The following is a 19,841-nucleotide window of genomic DNA, read 5'->3' on the forward strand; positions in this document are numbered from 1 at the left end:
ATGTTAGTAACTTTTATTGAAATAAACGTTTTAGTTCTTCCCAAAACCCAGCGCGTTGTTGGTTTTCGGGTTTTTTCACACTGCGCAGTGATTCCTGTATATCAATGATCCCACTGCCATAAAAAGGGTCAAAACCCGAAGGCCCAAGGTCATATGAGGTAGTCCTAATGACATTCATGATCTCGGTATTTTTTAAATCAGGATTTTGTGACTTGATCAGACCGGCTTGCGCGGCAACATGCGGCGATGCCATCGACGTTCCTGAAAGGGCAGCATACTGTTTGTGAAAATAGGTGCTTGGGATCTCAACGCCTGGTGCTGCAACATCTACATGTTCTCCATAGTTTGAGAATGGTGCTTTATTCCCTTGAAAGTCAATAGCTGCAACAGTTAGTACTTCCGGGTATGCAGCGGGGTAACTTGGCTGATCCGTATTATCATTTCCAGCGGCCACAGTAATCACGACACCTTTCTTATATGCATACTGAACTGCTTCATGCATTACAGCTGAGGGCTGGTAATTCCCCAAGCTTAAATTTATGATATCTGCTCCGTGGTCAGTTGCCCAGATAATACCTTGAGCAATATCAAATGCATTTCCATAGCCTTTAGCAGCCATGGCTTTAATTGGCATGATTTTATTATACCACGTTAATCCTGCAACTCCGCGCAAGTTATTTGTTTCGGAAGCGATAATGCCTGCAACATGGGTACCATGTCCGTTATCGTCATCTGGATTATGTGTATTTGAGACTACATTGTAACCAGCAGTCAATCTTCGCCTTAAATCCGGATGGTCCAGATCCACTCCAGTGTCCACTACCGCTATGATAACATCTTTCCTTCCTCGTGTAATTTCCCAGCCTTCCTCTGCTTGAATTGCAGGGAAGTTCCACTGATATCTTCGGCGGTAGAGAGAATCATTCGGGATGGTTGCTTCATTCTGAAGATAAATGTAATTAGGCTCTGCGTAGTCAACATAATCCTGATGGTTGAAATATTGCAGCAATTCATCTGTATATAACCTTTTCGACCGGAAGATAATTGTTGAATTATATGTTTTGATGATTTGACCTTGAATTCTTTTGTTGATTTCATTCAGTTCTTTTTTATCTGGATAATGTTTGAATTTAACGGACACCTCATGCTCATGAAAGTGGCTTTCGTCCGACGCATTATGTTTAATAATAGATATTTCCGGGTGGGAACGCAGGTGTGATTTCAAACTTATGCCGTCTTCTAGGCTATTAATGTGCAATAAATCCTTATTTGTCCTATCATTTAGTATTCGCAGATTGGCTTCAGACAAAGGATTTACACGTCTATTTTGTTCATTATTTTCCCCGTCGCCCCGCATCATCATTGTGATTCCAATTGCCACCAGCAAAACCACAAAACCAGTTATTGCATAATTACGCATCCTAGCCATTCCGTACACCTCATTTAACATGTATTGTTACTTAGCCTGTTATTTTTAATTAATTTTAACGATGGTAATGTGTGGTGGATTAAGATTGCTGCTAAAAGGGAAATCCAACATATTTTTTCTTTATTTTTCATATTATGGACAAGGAGTAAAAATGTCCGCAGACGGTGAACGGAGGCAATGAAGACATTGTCAAAAAAAGGGAAACGAAATAATCGGTTACTAGGTGAAATGTTTTACTGGGAAATTATTTCTTATGGATACTTAACTGTAGGCGCTATCATTCAAGGAATTGGAATGTCATTATTTTTATTTCCTAACTCTATACCTTCTGGAGGAGCTGCAGGGATTGCCATTCTAATGAATCATTTCCTGCATTTCTCCATCGGAGTGTGTTTATGGTTTGCCAATTTAATGTCATTAACATTGGCTATAAAATACTTCGGGTATCAATGGACATTAAGGACAATATATTCCGTTTCAATTACGTCTTTTACGGTAAACTGGGTGACAGCTTTTTGGTATATTCCTGAATGGAACATCATGATCGATCTTATTTGTGGCTCTTTATTTTACGGTGTAGGCGTTGGAATCTTAATCAGATATGGCTCTTCTAGTGGGGGAATGGTTGTGTTTGCGCTTGTTCTGGCAATGTATAAAAAAATGTCTCCGGGAAAAGCGATGTTCTGGCTTAATATCTCCATATTTATCCTAACAGCTTTAATCATTGATTTAAAAATTGTTATATATGCTGTAATTTGCCAGTTTTTATCCACAAAGATTATTGATGTCGTAAACACTTATAAAATCCAATTTTCCTTGTTTCAGAATGTGGCATGGCGGAGAAAATAGGAGAGCTTGTAAGTTCAGAATAACGGGCGGCACTTTTGTCCATAATAAAGTTATCGTTATAAGGAGGAAAGGGGGATCCTGACATGGAAGATCAACAACCACCAATACCGAATCCACCGCGCGCCATTACAACAAAGGATTTACTGTATTTAAAAGATGCTCTATCCTGGGAGCTTCTGGCGTTTAAAAAGTTTAGTTTTTATGCAAAACAGGTGAACAATCCTGTTTTTAAAGAAGCCTTCGATAGTGCAGGGAGAATGCATCAAAACCATTTTAAAAAACTATTAACGCATCTTCAAATCAATAATGATGAAGTAATGGCAGAAATTCCAAGTCCAAAACAGACCAAGTCTTTGTCACAATAAGCGTCTGAGGTGATATCATGCAAAACGATCAATCAAAAAATAACAGCAAAATTGCCAACCCGCAAACAGGCGAACTCCCAAAAACAAAAGGTCCGGATATGAATGACCGGGACTTTTTAAATGATGGCCTAGCCATGTGCAAATACTTAACCGACAGCCTTAATATCGCAGTAAGAGAAGCAAGCCATAAGGAGCTTTTTGCTGATATGGTTCAAATTCTTAATGAAACGCATGATAGCTGCCGCGAGATGTATAATTTAATGTTCCAGCATGGCTGGTACAAACTTGAGGCTGAAGAGCAGAAAAAAATCGACCAAGCTTACAAACAATTCAGCAACTATTCATCACAATTCCCTTACGAATAAAATATTTTAAGGAGGAGCAAAATTGGCTCCTCTTTTTTAATGTTCCATGTATTTATAGACTAATGCTAATACCTCCGTTTTCGGCAATTTCCACAGTGGAATAGCTGTGGAAGGGATACATGCTCTCTATTTGATTACCATTTGAAACTGCAGCCATATAGTCCTTATACTCTTGTTGATCCTTCACTATATGGTAGTAATAAACCTTAGTTTCTTCAATTAAATCGGTTGTTCCTAACACAAACCGGTCATGATACCTTTCTTCAAACCAAGCTTTCGCTTCACTGTGCGTATTAAAATCAGGTAACTCCTGCATAAGCTGGTCGATTTTTATCTCCATTTACATATCTCCTTTATAAACTTAATGGTTCTTAGTCTGTCCTACCACGACGAAAAGATTAAGGCACTCATATGGAAAGAAATGATGTTTTTTCTCATTGCGTTTTGAACCATTGGAGTTTATGCTGTACGACCACTAAGATTACCGTATAAGGGAAAACTATTTAAAAACTACAATGAGGTGAATGTTTTGGAGGAATATTGTCCAGTAATTTGTCCAGAGGAACCAGTTCCAGATGATATGAAATGTTGCCGGGAATGCGGAATTTATGAGCATGGATCACGTATGGTCTGGGGTGAAGGTAATCCAAATGCACCAATTATGCTCATTCTTGATAACCCAGGAGCTAGGGAAGACAGGGAAGGAATCCCATATGTATGCGGGACAAGGCAAACACTACAGAAGGCTGCACACCAGACTGGTTTTCGAATGGATAATCTGTATGTGACATACATACTTAAAAGAAGGCCGATCCGTGCTTATGATAAGGAAAAGGCTCGTAATACTTGCATGATGCATCTTAGCAAACAGCTTTCTGATAAAAAGCCCCAAATGATTTTATGTTTAGGAAACGTTGCAGTACAATCCTTTTTCAGGGATAAGGAAGCGGAAGTGAAAAAACTGCGTGGCACATGGCATGATATATCAGGCTTTTCGACAGCTGTTGCTTATCATCCGCTAGCTATAAGGCGTAGGCCAAATCTATGGAGCTTGTTTCTTGAAGATTGGAGACTGGTTGCAGAGCGCTTCCAACAACTTTACTAAGGGTGTTACAATTGTTTTGCCCATTTCTCAACAATCTTTTGGAAGGTTTGGATTTGTTCTTCAAATTGCTTTTTCCGATGTCCGTTCGCACCGGAAGGGTGGGGGAAACCAAAAAGATATTGATGATGTGCCGGTAGCTCTTTTTGGGCAATTAGCATAACAAATACATGTTCCACAGTCTTACCCAAAGGAATAATCAGCGAACGGTTTTTTAACATTCCCAGTTCCTTTGGGAATATTTCATAAGCAAAATACGAAAGTAGAGATGAGTGCTCAATCTTAGGGCGGTGGCCGGTGTAGTTTTTATATTGGTGAAACACCGGATATTTAATGACAGATGTTGTATGCAACAAATCCCATTTATCGTAAAATAATGTTTCTGAACTGTTAACTCCCAATGCAGCAGGCACTCCGCACCCATCAAGCATTGATATCAAATTGACACGCATGCTACCGGAAAAGCTCGCTGCCTTTTTTGCTGACCGAAGGATTTCTGGGATAGAATGACCGTTATGAAGGCTATTCCCAGCTTGTTGAAAGGCAGTTTTCATCTGTGTCCAGCCAGGAGTGATGCCGACAATCACAATTTTTGCATCGGGGTTCAAATATTCATTATGAGGGGAATAATACATTTCTAAATCCCCTTGTGTGTTTAGTAAGAATTTTCCTGTCAGTAAATCTTGCTTAGTTAGCGACTCTTGATGGGACAGTTGTTCAATCTTCTTATAAAAAAGCTCAAAACGCGCTTCATGAAAGATCAATGAAAAATTACCTCCTTATTCAGATTACTTATTCCTTTATAATCCGTACGTTATTCTATCAATTATGAACAAAGGGTAATACCGCGATTAATTTTTAAATGCCCACGGATCCTACACAAGTGTTATAATTTTTCTAATACGTTTATTTTATCCAGCCTGCTACGTTTAATTAATTGGAGGACTGTTTTATGATTGCGAAGGAAAAATTATCTGATTCCCGTGTCACTTCTCGTGTTAGTATCATTGTACTCATCTTGGGTATTGTGTTTGCTGCAGCGAACCTCAGAGCACCTATTACCGGCGTTGGGCCTATCATTGATACAATCAGGCAGGACATGGGCTTATCCAGTACATTGGCTGGGATGTTGACGACGATTCCATTGCTTGCATTTGCCATTATTTCGCCAATTGCACCCAAAATCGCCAGCCGATTTGGATTAGAAACTACGATATTTGGCGCTATGTTTTTGCTTACAGCTGGAATTTTACTTAGATACGTTACTTATATCCATACATTGTTTCTGGGAACTGCATTGATTGGTATTGCGATAGCGGTATGTAACGTGCTTTTGCCGGGATTGGTAAAACAGGCATTCCCCGAAAAAGTCGGACTTATGACAGGTACATATTCCCTGTCTATGAATTTATGGGCGGCAATAGCTTCAGGGGTCAGCATCCCAATTTCACAAGGCCTAGGTTTAGGCTGGCAAAATGCTCTTGTTTGCTGGATTTTTTTATCTATCATCGCCATCCTTTTTTGGATTCCTCAAATAAGGTTTTCAAATCGACCAGGTAATTCGATCAAGCGGTCCGGCCCATCACTTTGGCATTCCTCTCTTGCGTGGAAGGTCGCCTTGTTTATGGGGTTGCAGTCGACAGTCTTTTATACTGTGATAACCTGGTTGCCATCTATCCTTCATTCCCAGGGAATCTCCCACTCTGCGGCTGGCTGGCTTCTATCCTTAACACAATTTGTAAGCCTTCCTGCAACCTTTATTGTCCCGATACTGGCAGCACGCTTTTCGAGCCAGCGGGGTTTGGTGATGATCATCGTACTTTGTTTAATCTTTGGCTATATTGGTCTTCTTAGTGGGATCACCTGGTTAGCGCCATTATTTGTTATGCTCATTGGAATTTTTTTAGGAGCAGCATTTAGTCTTGCCACCATGTTTTTTGTACTACGTACACATAATGCTCAACAGGCTGCAGAGTTATCGGGAATGGCGCAATCAATTGGGTATTTATTGGCAGCTATAGGCCCCGCACTATTTGGCTTCATTCATGATATCACACATAGCTGGACAATTCCTTTAGTGATCTTGTGCGCGGGGGCCGTTCCTTTGTTTATTATGGGTATGGAGGCCGGAAGTGCTAAGTATGTTACTGGCGATGAAACCAAATGAATAATATAAATATTTATAGGCGGAAAGCAGATAGTTGCTTTCCGTTATTTTTTTTAACAAAAGACAAAACATCTAAAAAACAATAGTAAGAATGTTACATTTTGTTCAATGTGCGAATTCTCAAATTATATATAATTAAATTAGCTGTTAAGTATCATTGACATAATAGTTGATTTCCTTTTTGGTGTTTCCTAACGCTGTCGCATCGATTTTTGGTCCGGCCTCTCGGAAAAAGGGGTTTTTCTTGAGAGGATTGGGAAATCTCAGCATTAAAAAAGGAGGGGTTTAATGAAAACGCAAATTCAACAAAATGGAATTGTTACCTTGACAGACACTGCAACAGAAAAATTGAAGCACAGCGATTTATGGAATGATGATTTGCGGCCGACAACTTTGAAGGAACATTCATGGAGCGGCATGAACTTTGCTACTTTGTGGATTGGGATGTGTTTATGTATCCCTGCCTACACTATGGCAAGCGGGCTGATAACATTAGGAATGAGTTGGTGGCAGGCTGTCTTAACGATTTTCCTGGGAAACGTCATTGTTCTTATCCCTATTCTTTTAAATTCGCATGCAGGGACAAAGTTTGGCATTCCATATCCAGTTTTTGCCCGCCTTTGGTTTGGGGATAAAGGTGCACACATTCCAGCGTTAGCACGAGCGCTTGTCGCAGCAGGATGGTTTGGTATTAATACGTGGATTGGAACAGGTGCAATCGATACATTGCTTTCAGCCTCATTTTCCACTTGGGCGAACTTACCAGGACATACGGCAATTGTTTTTGCTTTTTTCTGGGCACTGAATGTAGGCGTGGCTTACAAAGGCCCACAAGCTATGAAGGTTCTAGGTGCAATTGCAGCACCGGTAGTCGGTATTTCAGCAATCATTCTCCTTATTTGGGCTTTCACCCAATCAGGCGGCTGGGGGCCTATTCTAGAGCAGCCTTCCAAATTCAATTCCACGGGCGAATTTTTCAAAGTATTTTTTCCAGCCCTTACTGGGGTTATTGCGTTTTGGGCAACCTTAGCTTTAAATATTCCTGATTTTTGCCGGTACGCAAAGAACCAGAAATCACAAATGGTTGCCCAAAGCATTTCTCTTCCGCTGACAATGAGTATTTTTGCTTTTATTGGCATAGCAGTAACGTCCGCAACAATTGTTATATTTGGGCAGGCTATTTGGGATCCAGTACAGCTGATAGCGAACTTCCCGCCATTTGTTATCTTCTTAGGCACTATTGTCATTGTGCTTTCTTCCTTGACGATTAATGTTGGAGCAAACATTGTAGCGCCTGCCCGTGCAGTAGAAAACTTAAACCCGAAACGTATCACTTTTGCAATGGGTGCCCTGATTACCGGAATTGTGACCATCTTAATGCAGCCTTGGTATATCATGTCTAACTTTGGCAACTATATTTTTGGCTGGCTTGGTGCTTATGCGGCATTGTTAGGCCCGATTGACGGCATTGCCATTGCAGACTACTGGTTGGTTCGCAAAAGGCAGTTGGCACTCAGTGAATTATATGAACCAGGCGGAAGGTACAACTATAGCAGCGGGTATAATAAAAATGGGATTTATGCACTTATTATCGGAGTAGTTATTCCCGTTCTTGGATTGATTATTCCAAGTCTTAGATTTCTCTGGGATAACGCCTGGACAGCCGGATTAATCATTTCAATTGCTGCATATGTCTACTTAATGAGAAGCGATAAAAGTGTTTTGAAAACTGGGGAATATGAAAAAATTACAATCAAGGAAAATTTAGCACAAACGCCTGGCAGTAATCCTATCGATTCAGTTGTAACAAAATAAGTATAAATTCAAGTAAAGGGCCTGAGATCAAATTCTCAGGTTTTTTACGTATACATGAGAGCCAATAAATTCAAAAGGAAAAAAGCGTTGAATGTAGAAAAAACAATATAGGGGAACACGATAACAGAATTATAAGCTTTATCTTGTCACCTAATAAAATTGAATAAACGAATCATTTAACTAGGGGGAATAATTATGAAGTCATTTCCATTTATTGCAGTAAGCGGATCTGCAATTGAACGAGGGAGACAAATAGGAAGTAGAGCTAAAGAGCAAATCCTTCACAATATTAACACCTATAAAAGGATTTTTAAGGATATGGCTGGTGTAGACTGGGAAACCGCGACGAAACGGGCGGCAGAATATATACCTTGGATTGAAAAATATGACCAAGAAATTATGAATGAAATCATTGGGATTAGCGAGGGCTCGAATCAGCCGCTATTGGATATTGTTGCGTTAAATGCTAGAAGTGAAATTATAATAAACACCGACGGGTGCACAAGTTTAGCTGCCTTGCCCATAGCGACAAAACACCAGCATACGCTGCTTGGACAAAATTGGGACTGGATTGATGATATTAAGCCAGGTGTCATTATCCTTGAAATAGATCAGGACCCACGCCCGACGATATTAATGGCTACAGAAGCAGGCATTGTAGGGAAAATAGGGATGAACAGTAAAGGTGTTGGCGTTTGTTTAAATTTACTTGGAACAGCAAACAACAAAATGGGGGTGCCTATCCATATCATACTCCGTGGCATTTTAAACAGTCATTCATTATCTCAGGCAGTCGGCCAGGTAGGAAGGCTGCAACGTGGTACAGCTGCTAATTTTCTTGTTGCTCACGGGGAAGGAGTTGCTTTCGATATTGAGGCAACTTCTACTGATTTTGATGTTTTGTATCCTTCCGATGGGACCATCAACCATACAAATCATTTTTTAAGTACCCGGATGGACATATTAGATACTGCCAGGCTGAAATTCCCCGATACCTATGTAAGATACTGGCGCTCCCATAATTTAGTTTCCGCAGCTAACATCGATGCACAGACTCTTAAAACTATCTTTTCCGATCACTTCGGCCATCCTGATTCAATTTGCCGCCATGGCGAATCATATCCTGTTGATTTAGGAAGGAGTACAGCCTGCGGTACTGTATTTTCCATCATAATGAATTTATCAACAAAGACACTGGAGATTTCAAATGGTCAGCCTTGCACTAATGCCTATCACACTTATCAACTTTCCAAATTACAACTGAAAGAATCATAAAATGTTCGTATCTATTAAATAGAGTGCAAACATTTAAAACTGTAGTTCGGACGATTTGTTAAAACTTGTTTGTCTATTACTTTACAAAATGTCTATCCAATTAAAATTTTATGATAACTATAATAATAGAGAGGTTTCATAAACGAGAAATAAACTTTATTGTGGAAGCGGTGAAATTATGATCAAAACACATGCTATCAATACTTCAAGACTGCAGGACAGAATTGAGAAGCTAGCTCAAATTGGAAAAATCGGTGACACCGGGGTCTGCCGCTTAGCTTTGTCAAAGGAAGATCGTAAGGCAGTCGATGTTGTAAAGGGTTGGATGGAAGAAGCGGGAATGGAAACAAGGATTGACCATTTCGGTAACTTAATAGGAAGAATGGAAGGGAAAAATCCCGATAAACCAATAATAATGTTGGGTTCGCATATTGATTCACAGCCTTACGGGGGACGCTTTGATGGTGCAATTGGGGTTTTGGGCGCCATTGAAGCAGTGCAAGCCATGGCAGAAAAGAAAATTGTCCCCGAAGCACCTATTGAGGTTGTGGCTTTTTGTGATGAAGAAGGCTGTAGGTTCAATAAGGGGATTTTTGGGGTCCGGGGCATTTGGGGAGCATTGGAACCGGGCGAATTGGATAGAAAGGACAAAGACGGGATTACAAGAAGGCAAGCACTTATTGATTTTGGTTGTGATCCCGAAAAATTTAGCGAATCGGAATACAAACCAGGCAGTGTTGCAGCATTTCTGGAATTGCATATTGAGCAAGGTCCAGTGCTTGATAGGCTACAGGAACCAATTGGAATTGTAACGGGAATTTCAGGCCCCCTATGGCTGACCGTTGAGATGACAGGTTTTGCCGGACACGCCGGAAGTGTGCCGATGCCAATGCGCCAGGATGCCTTATTAGGTTCTGCCAAAGTGATTGTCGCCCTAAATGAAATCGCAACGCAAGAACAAGGAAGTCCAACTGTCGCCACGGTGGGAAATATTGAGGTATTCCCAAATTCCAGAAACATCATTCCTGAAAAGGTTACTTTCACAGTGGATTTAAGGGATATCGAATTGGAGCGAAGAGACCGGTATGAAAAACAACTCCACCGTGCCATTCAGAGGATAGCTGAGGAACACAAGCTAACAGTTTCGATTTCAGAGGATACGAATACAGAACCACGTTATTGCGCGGACTGGATTAAGGATATGATTCGTGATGCAGCCGGCAAAATGGGCTATAAGCCAACTGAATTAATGAGCGGCCCCTTTCATGATTCGCTAGTAATGTCTAATCACTGTGATTATGGAATGATTTTCGTCCGCTGCAAGGACGGCATCAGCCATAATCCGCTTGAGTCTTCCACCCATGAAGACATCGCAATCGGAACAGAGCTGTTATACCAAACAGTGCTGGGCATTATCCAACGGAAGTAATCGCATATCCAATAATAGCGGGCTCATCCTTAATGTGGCCCGCTTATTTTTTTGAAAGAACGTGGACTTGGCCGGCGTTCGGAAAACTGTTTTTTGACAAAGTGTTATATGAAGACTCAAAGTCAAGCCCAAACGTAATAAGTTTACATTGTGTATGAAACGCATCGTCCATTCCTTACAGATTGTGTAATGAAATGACCAGGTCTTAATAATAAAATTAATCCAACGTTACATAGAGTTTTTATTATAAAGCACGGTGAAGGAGGAGGGTTTCAGAATGTCGGACAAAGTGATGATTGGTCTGATTCAAGCATCCAATGACATCCATGGGAATGAATCGGTAGAGGTGCACAAACAAAAAGCGATTGAAAAGCACATTAAGCTAATCAGAGAAGCAAAAGCAAAAAAAGCTCAAATCATTTGCCTACAGGAAATTTTTTATGGCCCATATTTCTGTGCTGAACAAACCCCGAAATGGTATGAGGCTGCAGAAGAAGTGCCAAATGGGCCTACAGTTAAGCTTTTTCAGGAGCTGGCAAAAGAATTGGAAGTCGTGATCATTTTGCCTATTTACGAACGGGAGGGTATTGCAACATATTACAATACGGCCGCTGTTATTGATGCAGATGGATCATATTTAGGTAAATACCGGAAAAATCATATTCCTCACGTACAGGCTGGTGAGGAGGGATACGGTTTCTGGGAAAAGTACTATTTTAAACCAGGTAATCTGGGATATCCTGTTTTCGATACGGCTTATGCAAAAGTAGGCGTGTATATATGTTATGACCGCCATTTTCCAGAGGGTGCCCGCTTGTTAGGACTAAAGGGAGCTGAAATCGTATTTAATCCCTCAGCGACAGTAGCTGGGACTTCGGAATATTTATGGAAGCTTGAACAACCGGCCCATGCCGTTGCCAATGGGTATTATATTGCTGCGATAAACCGTGTAGGCTTCGAAGCTCCATGGAACATGGGTGAGTTTTATGGTCAATCTTATCTCGCCGATCCGCGAGGTAACTTTGTGGCAGAGGCAAGCCGCGATCGTGATGAAGTGGTAATTGGTGAAATGGATAAAAAGTTGATTCGAGAAGTAAGGGATGTTTGGCAATTTTATCGTGACCGTCGCCCGGAAACTTATCAAGACATGACTGCACTACTTCCGTGACCTGAGTGCTTGAATCATCAAACCAATGAATGCAAAGGGGTGGATTGATTGAGTAATGTAGCGAGAATTTCCTTGCATCAGTTAGAAAAGAACTTTGACGAAATAGAGCTTGGTTTAACAAATCGCCAGGCAATAGAAGAAGCGAACCGATGTTTATACTGTTACGATGCTCCTTGCATTAAAGCATGCCCTACAGGAATTGATATTCCAACCTTTATAAAAAAAATCGCTACGGGAAATCTCAAAGGGTCTGCCACAACCATCATGACAGCCAACCCTATCGGTGCCAGTTGTGCTAGGGTTTGCCCGACGGAGGAGCTATGTGAGGGTGCTTGTGTACTAAATCATTCTACAGCGCCGATTATGATTGGGAATCTGCAGCGGTATGCCACAGACTGGGCGATTAAAAACGAACAGGTACTTTTTAAAGCCGGAACGAGGAACGGAAAATCAGTGGCAGTTGTAGGAAGTGGTCCCGCCGGTCTGTCTGCCGCCCGTGAATTGGCGATCCTCGGATATAAGGTTACTATTTTTGAAGCCGAAGAAAAAGCAGGAGGGTTAAATACGTATGGCATTGTTTCTTTCCGGCTGCCGCAAGCAATTTCTTTCTGGGAAGTGGAACAGGTAAAAAGCCTGGATGTTGAGATACGCACAAATACAAGAGTAGGAAAAGATATTTCGGCGAAAGAACTGCTTGAAAGTTACGATGCCGTAGTAATGGCTATAGGCATGTCCGAAGTTCCTAAAGTGGGTATTGAAGGGGAAGACCTCCCGGAGGTCTACGATGCGATCCAGTTTGTTAAAGAAACAAAAACCGGTGAACTTACAAGGGAATTCATCGGAAAGCGGGTAGCCGTGATCGGAGCAGGCAATACCGCGATTGACGCTGCAACCTGTTCGGTACGCCTCGGTGCGGAAAATGTGAAAATCCTATACCGCAGAACGTTTGAAGAAATGACCGCCTATGAATTTGAATACGAGTTTGCTAAACAGGATGGTGTTGAATTTCACTGGTTAACCGCGCCTAACAGGATCCTTGCCGATGAAACCGGAAAGGTGGCCGGAATCGAATGCATAAAAATGGCATTAAGTGATCCAGGTGAAGACGGCCGGCGCCGACCGCTCAAAGTGGAGGGGTCAGAATTCGTAATACCCGTCGATGCAGTCATTCGCGCAATTGGACAATCCAGGCGTGTACAGTTGATTGAGGAGTTTGGACTTGACCATAACGATGGAGTAGTTAAGCTATCACATGACTCATTCAAAACCTCCAATGATCAAGTATATGCATGCGGAGATGTTGTATTTGGAAAAGGCCAGGGGGAAGCCATGGTCGTGTCAGCCGCACAGCAAGGAAAGAAGCTAGCATATGAAATTCATAAGAAGCTATTTAACCAGAGAATAGAAACCGCATGAAAATACAGATAAAGGAGGTATAATATGGCAGATCTAAGCATTAACCTTGCTGGAATAAAATCCCCGAACCCTTTTTGGCTAGCCTCTGCACCCCCCACGAATTCGGGATACCAAGTACAACGGGCATTTGAAGCCGGCTGGGGAGGAGCAGTTTGGAAGACATTGGGAGATCCGATCTTAAATGTTTCTTCCCGTTTCGCTGCTGTCAGCTTTAATGGACAAAGGGTTGCAGGCTTTAACAATATCGAATTGATTACCGACCGACCCCTTGAGGTAAATTTGAAGGAAATAGAGGAGACCAAGAAGAAATTTCCCAATCACGCTATCATCGCTTCTTTAATGGTAGAGCCAAAGCAAGAGAAATGGCATGAAATCGTAAAGCGCGTGGAGGCTGTCGGGGTGGATGGTTTAGAACTAAATTTCGGGTGCCCTCACGGTATGGCTGAAAGGGGAATGGGTTCAGCTTCTGGTCAGGTTCCAGAATTAGTGGAAAAACAAACCTACTGGACTAAGGAGGCAGCCAATACGCCGGTTATAGTTAAATTAACGCCAAATATTACGGACATTACCGTAACAGCGGAAGCGGCTGTAAGAGGCGGAGCGGATGCAGTGAGTATGATCAACACCATAAACAGCCTTGCTGGAGTTGATATTCATACATGGAACACGATACCGCATGTTGGCGGAAAAGGGGCACATGGTGGCTATTGCGGCCCGGCAGTAAAGCCAATTGCCTTAAATATGGTTGCCGAATGTGCAAGGAACCCTTTGGTGAATGTTCCTATCTCCGGAATTGGCGGCATCTCCAATTGGCAGGATACTGTTGAATTTATATTGATGGGGGCAACAGGAGTTCAGGTTTGTACAGCAGCCATGCACCACGGGTTCCGCATTGTCGAGGATATGATAGAGGGGTTGTCCAATTATCTAGATGAAAAAGGGCTTGCTTCCATTAATGATTTGGTAGGAAAATCGGTGCCAAGATACTCCGATTGGGGGGACCTGGATTTAAACTACCAGATTGTTGCCAGGATCAATAAGGATGTTTGCATTAATTGCAACAAATGCCATATAGCCTGTGAGGATACTTCCCATCAATGCATTGATATGCTGAAAGACTCAAATGGAAATCCTTACTTAAGGGTTCGAGAGGATGATTGTGTAGGATGCAATCTTTGCTCCATTGTTTGCCCTGTAGACGGAGCCATTGATATGGTTGAATTGAAGACGAGTTTGCCGCCAATGACATGGAACGAGAGGCAATCTGCTATTAGTTCGTTTAGCCGAAGAGATTTAGTTAAATAGGGAGGCATAATGATGAGGAAATTAATTAAAAACGGCACAATCGTGACCGCTGCTGATACCTATTCAGCAGATATATTAATTGAAAATGAAAAGATTACGGCAATAGGAGCCAACCTGAACTTTGAAGGCGCTGAGGTTATCGATGCTTCCGGTTTTTATGTTTTCCCGGGTGGAATTGATCCACACACACATCTGGAGATGCCATTCGGAGGCACTGTAACAAAAGACGACTTTGAAACGGGTACAATAGCAGCTGCTTTTGGCGGAACAACTACTGTGATAGATTTCTGTTTGACCGAAAAAGGAAAACCCTTAAAAAGCGCAATCGAAACCTGGCATAATAAATCAAGAAATAAAGCGGTCATTGACTACGGCTTTCACCTAATGATTTCAGAGATAAATGACGATGTTTTACAAGAGATACCAAGTGTAATAGATGAGGAAGGGATCACCTCATTTAAAGTGTTCATGGCTTATAAAAACGTGTTCCAGGCTGATGACGAAACCCTATTTCGAACCTTGGTCACTGCCCGGGAACATGGAGCGCTTGTCATGGTTCATGCTGAGAATGGAGACGTAATAGACTACTTAACAAAAAAAGCTCTGGACGAAGGAAAGACGGAACCGATCTATCATGCGTTAACCAGGCCACCTGAAATAGAAGGAGAAGCAACAGGTAGGGCGGCTCAGTTGGCCGGCCTCGCCAATTCTCAGCTATATGTAGTCCATGTTTCCTGCGAGGATGCGGTTGAAAGAATTATAGAAGCCAGAAACAAGGGTTTTGATATTTGGGGGGAAACCTGTCCGCAGTATTTAGTTCTTGACCAATCCTACTTAGAGAAGCCAAATTTCGAAGGTGCCAAGTATGTTTGGTCCCCGCCGCTTCGGGAAAAACGGCATCAGAATGTCCTGTGGAACGCATTGAAAAACGGCCAGCTGCAGACAATCGGATCCGACCAATGTTCGTTTGATTTCAAAGGGCAAAAGGATCTTGGGAAAGATGATTTCACAAAAATCCCGAATGGTGGTCCCATGATCGAAGACCGCATGAGTATCTTGTTCTCGGAAGGGGTTACCAAAGGGAGAATCTCCTTAAATCAATTTGTAGAAATTACATCAACTAGAGCTGCCAAGTTATTTGGACTTTATCCGCAAAAAGGGACCATAACAGTTGGAGCTGATGCAGATATCATTATTTTTGATCCTGTTTCAGAAAGAACAATTTCAGCTAGTACACACCATATGGCCGTTGATTATAATGCCTTTGAAGGGATGAAAGTAACTGGGGAGCCAGTCTCTGTATTATCAAGAGGACAATTTGTCATTCGGGACAAAAGTTTTGTAGGTACACCCGGGAAAGGGCTATATCTGAAAAGGGATAAATATGGAAGTGCTCAGTCGATAAATGAAAAAGAAGGTTTGTCCGTTTAATCTGTCAAAAAGCTAAAATCACTGATTATCATAAGGTAAAGAGTTTCACGTGCCCCCCGATAAAGGGGGGGATTTCATTAAAAGAGGGATGCATATGTCGGATTATCAGGAATTTCTGGCTGAAAGGGAACAAATGGATTTATTAATAGGCCAGGGATATCGTATAGTAAATGTAACAGAAAATCTTAGCGGAGCCTTTGTGGACTTTATATCGAAAAAAGATGGCGACTTGAAGCAGCTCCACATCAAAACGGCGGATGGGAGAAAGTACTTTTCTATCATTCTCTTGAATAAGTAAGGCATCCGATTGTAAAAGTGGGGACAAGGTAAAATCTTGTCTTTTTTTGGTGTAAGAAAAACTAACAAAGAAGTAGAGCACCAACCAGTATTTCTTTATAATGGAATTAGTTAGTCTTAGGTAAAGGGGTTGGATGGATGAAATCTTTTATGACCATTGAAGAAATCTTAAGACGAAAATATTTCGATAAAAGTGAAATGCTGGCAGGAAAAGAGGGAAAAAAAAGGTTGGTAAAATGGGTTCATGTAGTGGAATCAACCCAAATAACGCATTTGTTAAATGGAAATGAGCTGATCCTGACTACCGGATTAGGCTGGAAGGATGATGAAACGCTTTTAATCCCCTTTATAAAGCAATTGATCAACACCCATGCTGCTGGCCTTTGCATTGAAATAGGAACCCATATTTCTAAGATACCTCAAGACGTAATCATACTAGCAAACCATTACAACTTTCCAATCATACTTTTCCATCAGGAAGTACCCTTTGTTGAAATTACCCACGATTTGCATTCCGTCATAATAAACAAACAATACCTACTTATCTCCAGCATAGAAAGCTATTCCCAGGAACTTAATAAGATGTTGCTTGAAGTCGATCATTACGACCAGATTTTGAAGTTTTTACAAAACTATTTAGAGGTACAGGTTTTGATTTTATTTAATAACCAAGAATTTAAAGCTTGTCCAAATATCCGAGGAGATGTGTTAAGGCAACTTATTGGAAAGATACAAGAATCGGAGAACCTATCTGATCCTTGTGTTTCCAGGCAATCCATACAGATTCTTGGTGAAGCTTATGCGGAACTGGCCATCTTTTCAAAGCAGAGGGAATTGAATGAGTTTGATCTGATTATCCTAGATAGAACGGCCACTGCTCTTGCACAACATTTTTTGCGTGATTTATATGTGGAAGAGAAAAAAAATGTGGAAGAAGGTACATGGATTAGGAGCTGGCTAGACGGAGAGCATAGCGATGAGGCGATCCGAAACCAACTATCATTCAGTCATCCCCGAATAAAACTCCATGGGGCAGCCGTCTGCATTTGTAAACTTCCGCCTGCGACCAGAAACAATGCAGTAGTAGACCGTACGTATTTCAAATTATTGTTCAGAACAGTATTTGAACAAGCGGGCTTTTTGATATTTCCAACAGAAATGCAGCATCATCTGATTTTTATTATGGGTGATAAACGTTCCCCGGAAAACTGGAAAGACAGAATGGCCGACGCCTTTGAACGCATTATTAATTCTGAGAGAATTAGTAGAAAGAGAAGCTCAGGTATAGCCTTTGGTGTGGGAAAATATGTGACTAATCTTGGAGACTTGTATAAGAGCTATAAAACAGCAAAAGAGGCACTTGTTTTGCAGGATAAGTTAACCCAAGAAAATAAAAGTTATTTTTATCAGGACTTGCATATGTACCGGATTCTGTCACTAATAAAAGAGCATAGTAATCTGGAGGAAACTGTGAAAGAATACCTTGAGCCTGTAATACTGTACGATAAACAATTTAACGGGGAATTGATGGTCACGTTAAAAACTTATTTAAGATGTAATGGTTCCAAACAAGAAACTTCAAGAAGGTTATTTATCGTTCGGCAGACTTTATATCATCGGCTGGAAAAGCTGGAAAAGCTCCTTGGAAAAGACTTTATGCAGTCGGAAAGGCGATTGGCTATTGAATTTATGGTATTGGCACATGATTATTTATTGAGCACTAAGAAAGAAGATTTGTTACGATATGAAATTTAGCTGGAGCTCCGTTGGGGGCTTCTATTTCGTTATATAGAAGATGATACGCAGCCCTATCGAAATTTACTTACACTCTGTTACAAATATTCAATAATTTGTATACAAAATGTCTAATGAACCGACCTTCCTTTCCCGTATATAATGAGGACAATAAAAGTTATATATCTATGGAATGATTATGGAGGTAAATGATATGGGTCTTACCAAACCGGCAGTAGATGTTCTAAAGAATTTTGTAGGCGGCGTCTGGGTCGAGTCTTCAAGTGAAAAGTTTGAAGATGTTCCTAACCCAGCAACAGGTGAATTACTAGCAAAAGTTCCGATTTCAACACGTGAAGATGTGAATCACGCAGTGGCTGTAGCGAAAGAAGCGTTTAAATACTGGAAAAATATAGCTGTTCCTCAAAGGGCACGAATTCTGTTCCGATACCATCAGCTCTTGACGGAAAACTGGGACGATCTAGCTACGCTGGTGACCCAGGAAAATGGAAAAAGCTATGAAGAAGCTTACGGGGAAGTGTTACGCGGTATCGAGTGCGTGGAGTTTGCTTCAGGTGTTCCAACTCTCATGCAAGGATACCAGCTACCGGACATTGCAACAGGAATTGAATCAGGAATGTACCGTTATCCAATTGGGGTAATAGGGGGAATCACACCATTTAATTTCCCTATGATGGTACCTTGCTGGATGTTCCCGCTCGCTATTGCCTGTGGAAATACGTTTATATTGAAGCCTTCAGAAAGGACACCGCTTTTAGCAAACCGATTGGCGGAACTTATGAAAGAGGCCGGTTTGCCAGATGGGGTTCTAAATGTGGTTCATGGTGCACATGATGTAGTAAACGGATTGCTTGAACATGAAGATGTCAAGGCGATATCTTTTGTGGGCTCACAACCAGTTGCAGAATATATTTATAAGACTGCGGCTGCAAATGGAAAGCGTGTTCAAGCACTTGCCGGGGCGAAAAACCATTCAATTGTTATGCCGGACGCGGATATGGAGAATGCGGTTAGAAATATTACGATGGCTGCCTTCGGTTCTGCCGGTGAACGTTGCATGGCTGCTTCCGTTGTTGTGGCGGTTGGAGATATTGCGGATGAACTTGTGAACAGGCTTAAAAAAGCCGCTGATGAAATTGTAATAGGCAATGGCCTTGACAAGGAGGTATTCCTGGGGCCTGTCATTCGGCAATCGCATAAGGAACGAACCCTGAAATATATCGAATCAGGAAAAGAACAGGGAGCCCAAATAATCAGGGATGGACGAAATGACGAAGTATCTGAGGAAGGATACTTTATTGGGCCTACCATATTTGACAGCGTAAAGACAAACATGAAAATTTGGAAAGATGAAATTTTTGCGCCTGTATTATCTGTTGTCCGGGTTGAAAGTCTTGATAAAGCCATTGAACTTGCTAATGAATCTGAATTTGCGAATGGTGCCTGCCTTTATACAGACAGTGCGAAAGCAATCCGCCAATTCCGGGATGACATGGATGCAGGCATGCTGGGTGTAAATCTGGGTGTACCTGCACCAATGGCATTTTTCCCATTCTCAGGTTATAAAAAGTCGTTTTACGGAGATCTTCATGCCAATGGCAAGGACGGAGTGGAGTTTTATACCCGTAAAAAAATGCTTACTGCCCGGTATTAATGCGTTACAAATTCATTAA

The 19,841-nt window shown here is 41.5% G+C and carries 18 protein-coding genes; 15 read left to right on the top strand and 3 right to left on the bottom strand.

Annotated features, from left to right (window positions below; genetic code table 11):
* Window positions 1-13: 13 nt before the first annotated feature.
* A complete protein-coding gene (locus tag CUU64_RS02055) occupies window positions 14-1,429 on the bottom strand; it encodes a S8 family peptidase (protein ID WP_101631622.1) in 1,416 nt (471 codons plus the stop codon).
* A 177-nt stretch (window positions 1,430-1,606) separates the two neighbouring features.
* Between CUU64_RS02055 and CUU64_RS02060 the strand changes: the two genes are divergently transcribed.
* The 3 genes from CUU64_RS02060 to CUU64_RS02070 all read left to right on the top strand — a co-directional run bounded on the left by CUU64_RS02060 (window position 1,607) and on the right by CUU64_RS02070 (window position 3,008).
* On the top strand, window positions 1,607-2,278 hold the full coding sequence (locus CUU64_RS02060) for a YitT family protein (RefSeq protein ID WP_257985372.1): 672 nt from the start codon (window positions 1,607-1,609) through the stop codon (window positions 2,276-2,278).
* 83 nt (window positions 2,279-2,361) lie between these two features.
* Window positions 2,362-2,643: a ferritin-like domain-containing protein gene (locus CUU64_RS02065; protein ID WP_101631623.1), complete on the top strand. Its 282-nt coding sequence runs from the start codon at window positions 2,362-2,364 to the stop codon at window positions 2,641-2,643.
* A gap of 17 nt (window positions 2,644-2,660) precedes the next feature.
* A complete protein-coding gene (locus tag CUU64_RS02070; RefSeq protein ID WP_101631624.1) occupies window positions 2,661-3,008 on the top strand; it encodes a spore coat protein in 348 nt (115 codons plus the stop codon).
* Window positions 3,009-3,060: 52 nt separating this feature from the next.
* On the opposite strand, the gene CUU64_RS02075 is transcribed toward CUU64_RS02070, so the two are convergent.
* Window positions 3,061-3,348, bottom strand: a complete 288-nt coding sequence (locus CUU64_RS02075; RefSeq protein WP_101631625.1) for a hypothetical protein — start codon at window positions 3,346-3,348, stop codon at window positions 3,061-3,063.
* A 189-nt stretch (window positions 3,349-3,537) separates the two neighbouring features.
* Here CUU64_RS02075 and CUU64_RS02080 point away from each other — a divergent pair, with 189 nt between their 5' ends.
* Entirely contained in the window at window positions 3,538-4,113 is a 576-nt protein-coding gene (locus CUU64_RS02080) for a uracil-DNA glycosylase (RefSeq protein ID WP_101631626.1), read from the top strand.
* A gap of 5 nt (window positions 4,114-4,118) precedes the next feature.
* Here the strand turns inward: CUU64_RS02080 and CUU64_RS02085 are convergent, their stop codons facing one another.
* Complete coding sequence (locus CUU64_RS02085) at window positions 4,119-4,874, bottom strand: uracil-DNA glycosylase family protein (RefSeq protein ID WP_308302323.1); 756 nt, start codon at window positions 4,872-4,874, stop codon at window positions 4,119-4,121.
* A gap of 188 nt (window positions 4,875-5,062) precedes the next feature.
* On the opposite strand from CUU64_RS02085, the gene CUU64_RS02090 reads away from it, so the two are divergent.
* From CUU64_RS02090 to CUU64_RS02140, 11 genes are all read left to right on the top strand, one after another.
* Window positions 5,063-6,277: a CynX/NimT family MFS transporter gene (locus tag CUU64_RS02090; RefSeq protein WP_101631627.1), complete on the top strand. Its 1,215-nt coding sequence runs from the start codon at window positions 5,063-5,065 to the stop codon at window positions 6,275-6,277.
* Window positions 6,278-6,565: 288 nt separating this feature from the next.
* The gene (locus CUU64_RS02095) at window positions 6,566-8,092 is read left to right on the top strand and encodes an NCS1 family nucleobase:cation symporter-1 (RefSeq protein WP_101631628.1); all 1,527 of its coding nucleotides are present in this window, start codon (window positions 6,566-6,568) and stop codon (window positions 8,090-8,092) included.
* A gap of 195 nt (window positions 8,093-8,287) precedes the next feature.
* Window positions 8,288-9,367, top strand: coding sequence for a C45 family autoproteolytic acyltransferase/hydrolase (locus CUU64_RS02100; RefSeq protein WP_101631629.1), 1,080 nt, complete (start codon window positions 8,288-8,290; stop codon window positions 9,365-9,367).
* A gap of 178 nt (window positions 9,368-9,545) precedes the next feature.
* Complete coding sequence (locus CUU64_RS02105) at window positions 9,546-10,796, top strand: M20 family metallo-hydrolase (protein ID WP_101631630.1); 1,251 nt, start codon at window positions 9,546-9,548, stop codon at window positions 10,794-10,796.
* A 277-nt stretch (window positions 10,797-11,073) separates the two neighbouring features.
* Window positions 11,074-11,964: a nitrilase-related carbon-nitrogen hydrolase gene (locus tag CUU64_RS02110; RefSeq protein ID WP_101631631.1), complete on the top strand. Its 891-nt coding sequence runs from the start codon at window positions 11,074-11,076 to the stop codon at window positions 11,962-11,964.
* 48 nt (window positions 11,965-12,012) lie between these two features.
* A complete protein-coding gene (locus tag CUU64_RS02115; protein WP_101631632.1) occupies window positions 12,013-13,380 on the top strand; it encodes an NAD(P)-dependent oxidoreductase in 1,368 nt (455 codons plus the stop codon).
* Window positions 13,381-13,404: 24 nt separating this feature from the next.
* On the top strand, window positions 13,405-14,685 hold the full coding sequence (gene preA, locus CUU64_RS02120; RefSeq protein WP_101631633.1) for an NAD-dependent dihydropyrimidine dehydrogenase subunit PreA: 1,281 nt from the start codon (window positions 13,405-13,407) through the stop codon (window positions 14,683-14,685).
* 12 nt (window positions 14,686-14,697) lie between these two features.
* On the top strand, window positions 14,698-16,116 hold the full coding sequence (gene hydA / locus CUU64_RS02125; RefSeq protein ID WP_101631634.1) for a dihydropyrimidinase: 1,419 nt from the start codon (window positions 14,698-14,700) through the stop codon (window positions 16,114-16,116).
* A 94-nt stretch (window positions 16,117-16,210) separates the two neighbouring features.
* Entirely contained in the window at window positions 16,211-16,414 is a 204-nt protein-coding gene (locus CUU64_RS02130) for a hypothetical protein (RefSeq protein ID WP_101631635.1), read from the top strand.
* A 137-nt stretch (window positions 16,415-16,551) separates the two neighbouring features.
* A complete protein-coding gene (locus CUU64_RS02135; RefSeq protein ID WP_101631636.1) occupies window positions 16,552-18,168 on the top strand; it encodes a PucR family transcriptional regulator in 1,617 nt (538 codons plus the stop codon).
* A 193-nt stretch (window positions 18,169-18,361) separates the two neighbouring features.
* The gene (locus CUU64_RS02140) at window positions 18,362-19,822 is read left to right on the top strand and encodes a CoA-acylating methylmalonate-semialdehyde dehydrogenase (protein WP_101631637.1); all 1,461 of its coding nucleotides are present in this window, start codon (window positions 18,362-18,364) and stop codon (window positions 19,820-19,822) included.
* The last annotated feature ends 19 nt before the right edge of the window (window positions 19,823-19,841 follow it).

Origin of the sequence: Bacillus sp. V5-8f, assembly GCF_002863565.1 — a bacterium.
Classification (GTDB): Bacteria; Bacillota; Bacilli; order Bacillales; family DSM-1321; genus Peribacillus.

Bases quoted from the DNA above. Each gene is read 5' to 3' on its own strand.
- CUU64_RS02060 (WP_257985372.1), top strand. From the start codon at position 1,607: ATGAAGACATTGTCAAAAAAAGGGAAACGAAATAATCGGTTACTAGGT.
- CUU64_RS02130 (WP_101631635.1), top strand. From the start codon at position 16,211: ATGTCGGATTATCAGGAATTTCTGGCTGAAAGGGAACAAATGGATTTA.
- CUU64_RS02110 (WP_101631631.1), top strand. From the start codon at position 11,074: ATGTCGGACAAAGTGATGATTGGTCTGATTCAAGCATCCAATGACATC.
- CUU64_RS02055 (WP_101631622.1), bottom strand. From the start codon at position 1,429: ATGGCTAGGATGCGTAATTATGCAATAACTGGTTTTGTGGTTTTGCTG.
- CUU64_RS02105 (WP_101631630.1), top strand. From the start codon at position 9,546: ATGATCAAAACACATGCTATCAATACTTCAAGACTGCAGGACAGAATT.
- CUU64_RS02090 (WP_101631627.1), top strand. From the start codon at position 5,063: ATGATTGCGAAGGAAAAATTATCTGATTCCCGTGTCACTTCTCGTGTT.
- CUU64_RS02135 (WP_101631636.1), top strand. From the start codon at position 16,552: ATGAAATCTTTTATGACCATTGAAGAAATCTTAAGACGAAAATATTTC.
- CUU64_RS02095 (WP_101631628.1), top strand. From the start codon at position 6,566: ATGAAAACGCAAATTCAACAAAATGGAATTGTTACCTTGACAGACACT.
- CUU64_RS02070 (WP_101631624.1), top strand. From the start codon at position 2,661: ATGCAAAACGATCAATCAAAAAATAACAGCAAAATTGCCAACCCGCAA.
- CUU64_RS02100 (WP_101631629.1), top strand. From the start codon at position 8,288: ATGAAGTCATTTCCATTTATTGCAGTAAGCGGATCTGCAATTGAACGA.
- preA (WP_101631633.1), top strand. From the start codon at position 13,405: ATGGCAGATCTAAGCATTAACCTTGCTGGAATAAAATCCCCGAACCCT.
- CUU64_RS02075 (WP_101631625.1), bottom strand. From the start codon at position 3,348: ATGGAGATAAAAATCGACCAGCTTATGCAGGAGTTACCTGATTTTAAT.
- CUU64_RS02140 (WP_101631637.1), top strand. From the start codon at position 18,362: ATGGGTCTTACCAAACCGGCAGTAGATGTTCTAAAGAATTTTGTAGGC.
- CUU64_RS02065 (WP_101631623.1), top strand. From the start codon at position 2,362: ATGGAAGATCAACAACCACCAATACCGAATCCACCGCGCGCCATTACA.
- hydA (WP_101631634.1), top strand. From the start codon at position 14,698: ATGAGGAAATTAATTAAAAACGGCACAATCGTGACCGCTGCTGATACC.